This is a genomic window from Vibrio sp. 1641 (genome assembly GCF_033339995.1).
Taxonomy (GTDB): domain Bacteria; phylum Pseudomonadota; class Gammaproteobacteria; order Enterobacterales; family Vibrionaceae; genus Vibrio; species Vibrio alginolyticus.
On the sequence record NZ_JAWOVP010000040.1, the window covers coordinates 1 to 1424 of the forward strand.

1 protein-coding gene is annotated in these 1424 nt (G+C 48.3%); it reads left to right on the forward strand.

What is annotated here, in order from left to right:
• On the forward strand, positions 1-1424 hold a 1424-nt coding region (glnE, locus tag R7Z47_RS23995; RefSeq protein WP_318130663.1), incomplete at both ends, for a bifunctional [glutamate--ammonia ligase]-adenylyl-L-tyrosine phosphorylase/[glutamate--ammonia-ligase] adenylyltransferase.

Below are 1424 nucleotides of genomic sequence, written 5' to 3' on the forward strand. Positions count from 1 at the left end.
CGAAACCCAAGGTGCCCGCCGCAGTATTGCTAACGCGCAGTTCTTTACTCGTCTTGGTCAGCGGATCATCAAAGCACTCGATCAACAGACGTTTGATGGTTTTTGTTATCGTGTCGACATGCGGTTGCGTCCATTTGGAGAAAGCGGCCCGTTGGTCATGAGCTATGCTGCGTTGGAAGATTACTACCAAGAGCAAGGACGAGACTGGGAACGTTACGCGATGATCAAAGCGCGCGTGATGGGATGCGAAATGTATCCGCAATATCAAGAGCTACGCAAAATGTTGCGTCCGTTTGTGTTCCGTCGTTATATCGACTTTAGTGCGATTCAGTCATTGCGCCGCATGAAATCAATGATCAGCAGTGAAGTGCGACGTCGCGGTTTAACCAACAACATCAAGCTGGGCGCTGGTGGTATTCGAGAAATTGAGTTTATCGCGCAAGTTTTCCAACTGATTCGTGGCGGGCGAGAGCCATCTTTGCGCAATCGTGGCTTGCTCGAAACCCTAAGTGGTATTGAAGAGCTTGCACTGTTAACCCCGCAAGAAGTCAGCAATCTGGAAGCGGCATATAAATATTTACGCCAGCTAGAAAATCTACTGCAAGCAATGGCAGACAAGCAGACTCAAACGCTGCCCGATTGCGACATTGAGCGTTTAAAACTGGCAACTGCGATGCAGCTAGAGTCGTGGGAGCTGCTCATCGAACAAACTCAGCAGCACATGAACAAAGTGCATCAAGTATTTGAAACCTTGATTGGTGACGACGAAGAAGATGAGGGCAGCACGATTGCTCGTCATTTCCATGAATTATGGGATATGGCCAATAAACAAGATGTGCTAGAGCTGATTTTAGATCAGGACATTCATGTTGAAGAGCCCGCCATATTCTCTAAAGCTATCATCAACTTTAAAGCCGACTTGGCCAAGAAAACGCTCGGCCCCCGTGGGCGAGAGGTCTTAAACCGCTTGATGCCAAAAGTGTTTGATGCGGTGTTTGCCCACCCAGATGCGCAGTTTGGTTTACCGCGAGTGTTGCACTTACTGCACAATATTTGCACGCGCACGACGTACTTAGAATTGTTGGATGAACACCCTGCCGCATTGGTGCAGTTAGTGCGCTTGTGTACCGCAAGTCCGATGATTTCTGAACAGTTGTCTCGTTATCCAATCCTTCTGGATGAGTTGATAGATCCTCAACAGCTGTACAACCCAATTCCACTCGATAGCTATCGCACTGAATTGCGCGATTTCCTTGCCCGTATTCCCGAAGATGATATGGAGCAGCAAATGGAAGCGCTGCGTCAGTTTAAGCAAATTTGTATTCTGCGTATTGCCGCAGCGGATATCGCTGGCGTGCTGCCAGTCATGAAAGTAAGTGACCACTTAACTTATCTAGCAGAAGCCATTGTTGAAGCGGTGGTCA